General features: G+C 69.7%; 6 protein-coding genes. All 6 read left to right on the forward strand.

From position 1 onward, the window contains the following. Positions 1-62 precede the first annotated feature (62 nt). The 6 genes from ACWIGI_RS40820 to ACWIGI_RS40845 all read left to right on the forward strand — a co-directional run bounded on the left by ACWIGI_RS40820 (position 63) and on the right by ACWIGI_RS40845 (position 7,377). Positions 63-1,616 (forward strand): pyridoxal phosphate-dependent decarboxylase family protein, encoded by a 1,554-nt coding sequence (locus tag ACWIGI_RS40820; RefSeq protein ID WP_454209061.1) that lies wholly within the window; start codon positions 63-65, stop codon positions 1,614-1,616. Then, positions 1,609-2,922, forward strand: coding sequence for a lysine N(6)-hydroxylase/L-ornithine N(5)-oxygenase family protein (locus ACWIGI_RS40825; RefSeq protein ID WP_454209062.1), 1,314 nt, complete (start codon positions 1,609-1,611; stop codon positions 2,920-2,922). The genes ACWIGI_RS40820 and ACWIGI_RS40825 overlap by 8 nt, the downstream gene beginning before the upstream one ends. 112 nt (positions 2,923-3,034) lie before the next feature. Continuing rightward, entirely contained in the window at positions 3,035-3,277 is a 243-nt protein-coding gene (locus tag ACWIGI_RS40830; protein WP_354990382.1) for an acyl carrier protein, read from the forward strand. Beyond that, positions 3,274-4,440 carry an acyl-CoA dehydrogenase family protein gene (locus ACWIGI_RS40835; RefSeq protein ID WP_454209063.1) on the forward strand — a complete coding sequence of 389 codons (1,167 nt, stop codon included), beginning with the start codon at positions 3,274-3,276 and terminating at the stop codon, positions 4,438-4,440. The genes ACWIGI_RS40830 and ACWIGI_RS40835 overlap by 4 nt, the downstream gene beginning before the upstream one ends. Continuing rightward, the gene (locus tag ACWIGI_RS40840) at positions 4,437-5,720 is read left to right on the forward strand and encodes a wax ester/triacylglycerol synthase domain-containing protein (RefSeq protein WP_454209064.1); all 1,284 of its coding nucleotides are present in this window, start codon (positions 4,437-4,439) and stop codon (positions 5,718-5,720) included. Before ACWIGI_RS40835 ends, ACWIGI_RS40840 begins: the two co-directional genes overlap by 4 nt. 22 nt (positions 5,721-5,742) lie before the next feature. Continuing rightward, positions 5,743-7,377 (forward strand): long-chain-fatty-acid--CoA ligase, encoded by a 1,635-nt coding sequence (locus ACWIGI_RS40845; RefSeq protein WP_454209065.1) that lies wholly within the window; start codon positions 5,743-5,745, stop codon positions 7,375-7,377. Positions 7,378-7,439: the final 62 nt, after the last annotated feature.

Raw genomic sequence — 7,439 nt, forward strand, 5'->3', positions numbered from 1 at the left:
CAGCTTTCCCGCCGCCGGGCTCGCCGCACCCGGCATGCGTTCCCCCTCCCCGCCGCAACGTTATGAGGTCTACCGTGTCAGTTGAATTCGATTCCCCCTGGGACAGAGCGTCCAAGTTCGCCCAGCCCGGAACCGGCTGGACCGCGGTCGGCGGTGGACTGGCCCAACTCGCCGCGGCCGTCGAAGGCCGGCACCACAACTCCCCGCTGCCGTCCGGCCAGCCCGCCGAGATGCTCGCCGCGGTCGCGGAATCCCTGGGCCCGGAGCAGATTCCGGCCGACGGCATCGGTGAGGCCGCCGCGCTGAACCACCTCGCCGATCTCATCGCCGCGTACGGCCTGGACCTGACGCACAAGCTCACCGCCGCGCACCTGCAGCCGCCGCCGCTGACCGTCGCCGTGGTCGCCGACGCCCTCGCCAGCGCCACCAACGCCTCGCTGGACACCTACGATTCGGGCCCGGCGACCCTGGGCATCGAGCAGTGGACCATCAAGGCGCTGGCCAAGCTGGCCGGTTTCACCGAGGCCGCCGGCGGCGTCTTCGGCCCGGGCGGTTCCTACTCGAACCTGCTCGCGCTGCTCGTCGCCCGCGACTACGGCGCCATGCAGAACGGTGTGGACATCCGCCAGAACGGCGTCAGCGCGCTGGCCCGGCCCGTGGTCCTGTGCTCGCGCGTCGCCCACTTCTCCATCCACCGCGCCTGCGCCGCACTGGGATTGGGTGAGGCCGCGGCCATCCCGATCCCGGTCGACGCCGATCACCGCATGATCCCCGAGGCCCTGGACGAGGTGCTCACCGAGCTGCGCGCCAGCCACACCCCGGTCGCCATCGTGGCCACCGCGGGCACCACCGACTTCGGCTCCATCGACCCGCTGCCGGAGATCGCCGACATCGCCGCCAAGCACGGCGTCTGGATGCACGTCGACGCCGCCTACGGCTTCGGATCGCTGTTCTCCGACGAGCTGGCGCCGCTGCTGACCGGCATCGAGCGCGCCGACTCGATCACCCTGGACCTGCACAAGGTCGGCTGGCAGCCCGCCGCCGCCTCGGTGCTCCTGCTGGCCGATCAGCAGCGCTTCGCCTCGCTGAACCGCTCGGTCGCCTACCTGAACCCCGACGACGACGTGGAGGCCGGCTACGGCGGTCTGCTGGGCCAGACCCTGCAGACCACCCGCCGCCCCGACGTGCTCAAGGTCGCGGCCACCTTCCTGGCCTACGGTCGCAGCGGCATGGGCAAGATGCTGGACCAGTGCCACGAGCTGGCCAAGTACGCCGAGGGCCGCATCGGCACCGAACTCCAGCTCGAACTGGTCGCGCCGGTCACCCTGACCACGGTCGTATTCCGGTACCTGTGTGAGGATCTGGATCTGGACGCGGTCAACGGCGAACTGCGCCGTCGACTGATCAGCTCCGGCACGGCCCTCATCGGCCGCACCCAGGTCCGGGTGCGGGGCGAGGGCGAGCCGCGCACCTGCGTCAAGCTGACCCTGCTGAACCCGGAGACCACCGAGCAGGACATCGACGAGCTGTTCGACGAACTGCTGCGCGTCGGTTTGGAAGTGGAGTCCGAAGGCTTGCAGAGCGTCGGCGACGAAATGGTGAAGGCCCATGAGTGAATTCGAAAAAGTAGACATCCTCGCGATCGGCGCGGGCCCGTTCAACATCGGGCTGGCGGCAATGGCGTCGACGGTCGACGACATCGACATCCTCGTCGTCGACTCGGTGCCGGAGTTCCGCTGGCACACCGGAATGATGTTCGAGGAAGCCAAACTTCAGGTCAGCTTCCTCTCGGACGTCGTCTCGCTGGTCGACCCCACCCACCCCATGACGTTCCTGGCCTACCTGGCCGACGTGGACCGGCTGTACCCGTTCCTGGTGCGTGAGGACTTCTTCCCCACCCGCCGCGAATACGAGGACTACCTGCTGTGGGTGGTGCGGCGGCTGAACACGCTGCGCTTCGGCACCACCGTGAACTCGGTGGTGTGGAACCAGGAGCAGTCCCACTTCGAGGTCGCGGTGACCACGAACGGCGCGGTCTCGACCATCGTCGCCGGGCACGTGGTCGTCGGCGTCGGCACCGAGCCGACCATCCCGCCCGCGCTGGCCACCTCCTCCTCCGCGCTGATCCACAGCTCGGAGTACCTGTTCAACCAGGAGGCCGCGCACAAGGCCGGCGCGGTGACCGTCATCGGCTCGGGGCAGTCCGGCGCGGAGATCGTCGTCGATCTGCTCGAGGCGAACCTGCAGGGCGGCCCGGCCGTCCAGTGGTGGACGCGCACACCGTGGTTCGCGCCGCTGGACTTCACCAAGCTGTCGCTGGAGATGACCACGCCCGCGTACATGGACTACTTCCAGAGCCTGCCCGAGGACACCCGCGACAAGGTGCGCGCCGGGCACTGGCAGTTCCACAAGGGCATCTCGACCGACACCCTGGCTCGGCTGCACGACCTGCTCTACCGCCGCGAGCTCAAGGACAAGCTGCAGCCGGTGCGCCTGCGCAACGGCGTCGCGGTCGAGGGCCTGGACACCCTGGACGACGGCCGCCTGCGCATTCGCGGCCGGCACCGCGACACCGGCGCGCTGCTGGCGCACACCGCGGACCTGGTCATCGCCGCCACCGGCTACAAGGCGCGCAGCCAGAGCTTCCTCGGGCCCATCGCCGAACTGCTGCACCGGGATTCGCAGGGCCGTCCGGTCGTGACGAACAACCACTCGGTGGACGCCGACAACGGCCTGGGCGGAAAGCTGTTCCTGGCCAACGCCGAATCGCACGCCATCGGCGTCTCCGCGCCCAACCTCGACATCGGCGCGGTGCGCAACGCCAAGATCCTCAACAGCGTGGCCGGCCGCGAGGTCTACCGCCTGCAGCGCAACACCGCGTTCACCAGCTTCGGCGTCGGTGACGAGGAAGTGCTCGAATAGCACGCCGCACAGCCCGCGGCGCGTGTCCCCACCTGCCGGATACCGGGTTCCCGATGCGTAGCGTCGTGAACCCGGCCGGCAGCACAATTCTTCAGTCCCAAGGAGTTACCTCATGTCCGACCAGATCACCGATGTGCTGAACAGCATTCTCGAAGAAGACCTGGACCTGTCCCTGGCCGATGTCACCCGCTCGTCCCTGCTGGTCGAGGACCTCGGCGTCGACTCGGTGGCCTTCGCCATCGGCGTGGTCGCGATCGAGGAGCGCCTCGGGGTCAAGCTGACCGAGAAGGAGATGTCCGAAGCGGCCTCCGTCGGTGATCTGGAAGACCTCATCCGGTCCAAGGTCGCCGCGTGAGCACCGCCGTCGTCACCGAGACCTACGACGAGCTGCTCGCGCGCGTCTTCGACGAGCAGGTCGTGGCCTGGACCGAACAGGCCGAGCAGGACAAGCGCTTTCCGCGTCAGCTGCTCGAGCACCTGGGCCGGGAAGGCGTGTTCGCCCGCAAGTGGGAGGACCGCAAGCTCACCGACCTCGGCATGCACTTCGCCCTGGCCCAGCGCCTGGGCGCGCTGAACTCGGCGGGCATCGGCGTCGGTGTGAGCCTGCACGATTCGGCGATCGCCATCCTGCGCCGCTTCGCGCGCAACGACTTCCAGCGCGAGCTGGCCAACAAGGCGATCAATACCGACGTGGTGCTGTGCATCGCGGCCTCGGAGGAATCCGGCGGCTCGGATCTGCAGATCGCGCGCACCATGATCGAGCCGGAGAACGGCGGCTACCGCGTCGTCGGGCACAAGAAGTTCGTTTCGCTCTCGCCGATCGCGGACTACATCGTGGTCGTGGGCCGCAGCGCCGGGGACGGCGAATCCGCCGATCACGGCAACGTGGCGCTGGTGCTCGTGCCGACCTCGCAGGTCGAGATCGCCGAGCCCTACGAGAAGCTCGGCGCCGGTCCGCTGGACACCGCCGCGGTGGCCATCGACACCTGGGTTCCGGAGGAGGCGCTCATCGCGCGCCCCGGCACCGGCCTGGCCATGATCAGCTGGGGCCTGGGCCACGAGCGGTTCTCGGTCGCCGGGCAGATCGCCGGGGCGTGCGAGGTCATGCTCGGGGTCACCCTGGCGCGCATGATGAACCGCTCCCAGTTCGGCAAGCGGCTCTACGACCACCAGGCGCTGCGCCTGCGCGTCGCGGATCTGCAGGCGCGCGTGGACATGCTGCGCTACGCCCTGATCGGCGTGGCGACCGAGGGCAAGATCAATCTGCGCACCGCCGCCGCGCTCAAGGCCACCGCCGCGCACCTGGGGGAGGAGGTGGCCTCGGAATGCCTGCACATCTTCGGCGGCATCGGCTACCTCGACACCGGCCTGCCCATCAACCGCTGGTTCCGCGACATGAAGCTGGCGCGCGTCGGCGGCGGCACCGACGAGGTGCTGTGGGAACTGGTCGCGGCGGCCATGAAGCCCGACCAGGAGCGTTACGACAGGATGTTCGAGAACCAGGTGGTACTGCCGTGAGTGATTCGGCCGCAAGCGCTTCCGCGATCGAGCTGACCGGTCCGGACCACACCTACCTGCACCTGGACGGCAAGGGCCGTCCGATGCACTGGGCCATGGTGCTGGAGCTGGACACCGAGGGCGAGAAGCTGACCCCCGCGCAGGTGCGCGCCCGGGTCGCCGAGCGCATCGGCCTGTTCGATCTGTTCCGGGTCGGCATCGCCGAAGGGCGCTGGCGCGCACCGCGAGTCGTGGTCGCGGAGAATCCGGACCTGGACCAGCACGTCGCCGGGGCCGACTACGCGACCGCCGAGGATCTGCGCCGCCGGCTGGCCACGCTGATGGAAACCCCGCTGGTGCGCCCGAATCCGCTGTGGCACCTGACGCTGTTCAGCCCGAGCGGCGACGGCCCGCAGGTCGTGGCGCTGCGCGTGCACCACGCGCTGTCCGACGGCATCGCCGGTGCGGCGTTCGCCGCCCTGCTCGCCGACGGAACTCCCGACGAGCTCGGGGAATTCGAGCGCTTCGCCACCAGCCCGCGCTTCCGCACCCCGCCGATCGATCCCGAGGTGCTGAAGGAGTCCAAGGCCGCGTTCGCCGAACAGCACGCCGGTGGGCGCACGGGCCGCGGCTGGCCCAAGCTCACCAAGTCGGGCCGTCGCGAGGTCGCCCTGCTCAGCGTCTCCACCCGGGACCTGCGTCGCGCCGCCCGCAAGCACAACGCCTCGGTGCACGAGTTCGTGCTGGCCGCCATCGGAACCACGCTCAGCACGATCCCGCCGAGCACGGGCAAGCCGGCCGAGGTCATTCGCGTGACCCTGCCGGTGACCAACGATCCCGAGTTCCGGCACACCGGCAACGCGGTGCTGGTCTCCCCGCTGAACCTGCTCGGCAGCGAGACCGACATCGGCCGCCAGATCGAGCGCGCCCGTAGCGAATTGGCGACGATCGAGAAGCGCCGCCCGGAGCTGGCCTCGGCCATTCCCGACGGCGGTCCGCAGGCGCCGTGGCCCGTGCAGCGGCTCATCGCCAACGCGGCCATGGCCCACATGAGCCCCGATGTCCACATCGGCATCAACCCCGGCTTCTCCCGCATTCGCGAGGTGCTGGGCAAGCGCATCACCGAACTCACCGCGCTGTCGCCCCTGGCGGGCTACTCGTTCTCGGTGACATCGCTGATCCTGGGCAAGAACACCTCGTTCGGCGTCGTGATCGACCCCGCCGCGCTGCCCCCGGGGTACGCCGAGAAGTTCGTAGAGCATTTCGAGCGCGTGCTGCGCGAAGAATCACCGGCCGCGTGAACACGGAAGAGATGACACAGCAATGAGTAGAGTGACCGAGCTGCTGTTCGAGCAGCCCGCTTCCACCACCACCGGCCTCTGGAGCGGCAGCGATGTCGCCGAGCCGGTCCTGGCGACCTGGGAACAGGTGCGCGCCGAGGCCGCCCGCATCGCCGGTGGCCTGGCCGCCGCCGGGGTCGAGCACGGCAGCTCCATCGCCATCCTGGCCGGCGAGCCCCGCGACGTCGGCCCGCTGGTGCAGGCGTCCTGGATGCGCGGCGCGGCGTACACGATGCTGCACCAGCCGACTCCCCGCACGAATCTGGAAGTCTGGCTCGAGGACACCCGTGCCGTGGTGGCGATGCTGGACGCCAAGGTCGTCGTGCTCGGTGAGCCGTTCACCGCGGCCGTCGGCGGCCTGGACCTGGGCGCGCCGGTCGTCTCGATCGAGGCGCTGGCCGCGAACGAGCCGGTGGCGCACGTCGAGGTGGCCGAGGACGACATCGCGATCCTGCAGCTGACCTCCGGGACCACGGGTGTGCCCAAGGCCGTGGCGATCTCGCACGGCAACATCTATCAGAACCAGGTCGCCATGCGCGAAGCGGCGGGTTTCCAGTCGGACGAGGTCGTGGTCAGCTGGCTGCCGCTCTACCACGACATGGGCATGATCGGCATGCTGCTGACCCCCATGCTCGCCCAGGCGACCGCGGTGATCACGACCCCGCTGGCATTCCTCAAGAGGCCGCTGGCGTGGGCCGAGTACATGACGAAGTTCCGCGGAACCTTCACCGCCGCACCGAACTTCGCGTACTCCCTGCTGGCCCGCCGGCTCAAGCGCGCCGAGGCCGGTGCGTTCGACCTGTCGAGCATGCGGGTCGCGGTCAACGGCGCGGAGGCGATCGACGAGAGCACGCTGAACGAATTCGTCACCGAGGCAGCCCGTTTCGGCCTGGCTCGCGAGGTGATCATGCCCGCCTACGGCATGGCCGAGACCACCCTGGCGGTCTCCTTCGCCGCCGTCGAGGAGGTGTTCACCGTCGATCAGATCGACGGCGAGGGCTCCGAGCGTGACGGCATCGTGCGCCGCGACGGCGTCGAGAACGGCCGTGCCCTGGCCAAACTCGGCCCGCCGGTCCCCGGCATCGAACTGCGCGTGGTCGATGATCAGGGCCAGGTCCTGGGCGCCGATCGCATCGGCACCCTGCTGGTGCGCGGCGACGCGGTCACCAAGCGGTACCTGACCCAGGAGGGCTACACCTCGGCGATCGACGCGGACGGCTGGCTCTCGACCGGCGACCTCGGCTACGTGACCCCCGACGGCCAGGTCGTGGTCACCGGCCGCAAGAAGGACGTCATCATCGTCGCGGGCCGGAACATCGCCCCCACGGTCGTGGAACGCGCCGCCGGCGTCGTCTCCGGCGTGCGCCCCGGCGGCGTTGCGGCCGTTGGCGTTCGCCTGCCGTCCATGGCCCGCGAGGGTATCGCGGTGATCGCGGAGTCCGACGCGGCCGACAACGCCGACGAGGCCGAGCGCATCCGCAAGGAGGTGGCCCGCGCGGTGTTCGACGATGTGGGCATCGCCCCCGCCGTCGTCACCATCGTGACGAAGGGCTCGCTCCCGAAGACGCCGTCCGGCAAGCTCCGCCGGTCGCTGGCGACGAGTTTGATCCCGGCCTGAGTTTTCGAGGTCGGTCGCGGTGGGGGGGGGGGGGGGTTTGGCACCCCCCCCCCCGGGGGTTT

Source organism: Nocardia sp. NPDC055321 (genome assembly GCF_053645575.1).

What these genes read in the sequence shown, in the direction of transcription:
- ACWIGI_RS40820 (WP_454209061.1), top strand. Translation starts at nt 63, where the DNA reads ATGAGGTCTACCGTGTCAGTTGAATTCGATTCCCCCTGGGACAGAGCG.
- ACWIGI_RS40825 (WP_454209062.1), top strand. Translation starts at nt 1,609, where the DNA reads ATGAGTGAATTCGAAAAAGTAGACATCCTCGCGATCGGCGCGGGCCCG.
- ACWIGI_RS40830 (WP_354990382.1), top strand. Translation starts at nt 3,035, where the DNA reads ATGTCCGACCAGATCACCGATGTGCTGAACAGCATTCTCGAAGAAGAC.
- ACWIGI_RS40845 (WP_454209065.1), top strand. Translation starts at nt 5,743, where the DNA reads ATGAGTAGAGTGACCGAGCTGCTGTTCGAGCAGCCCGCTTCCACCACC.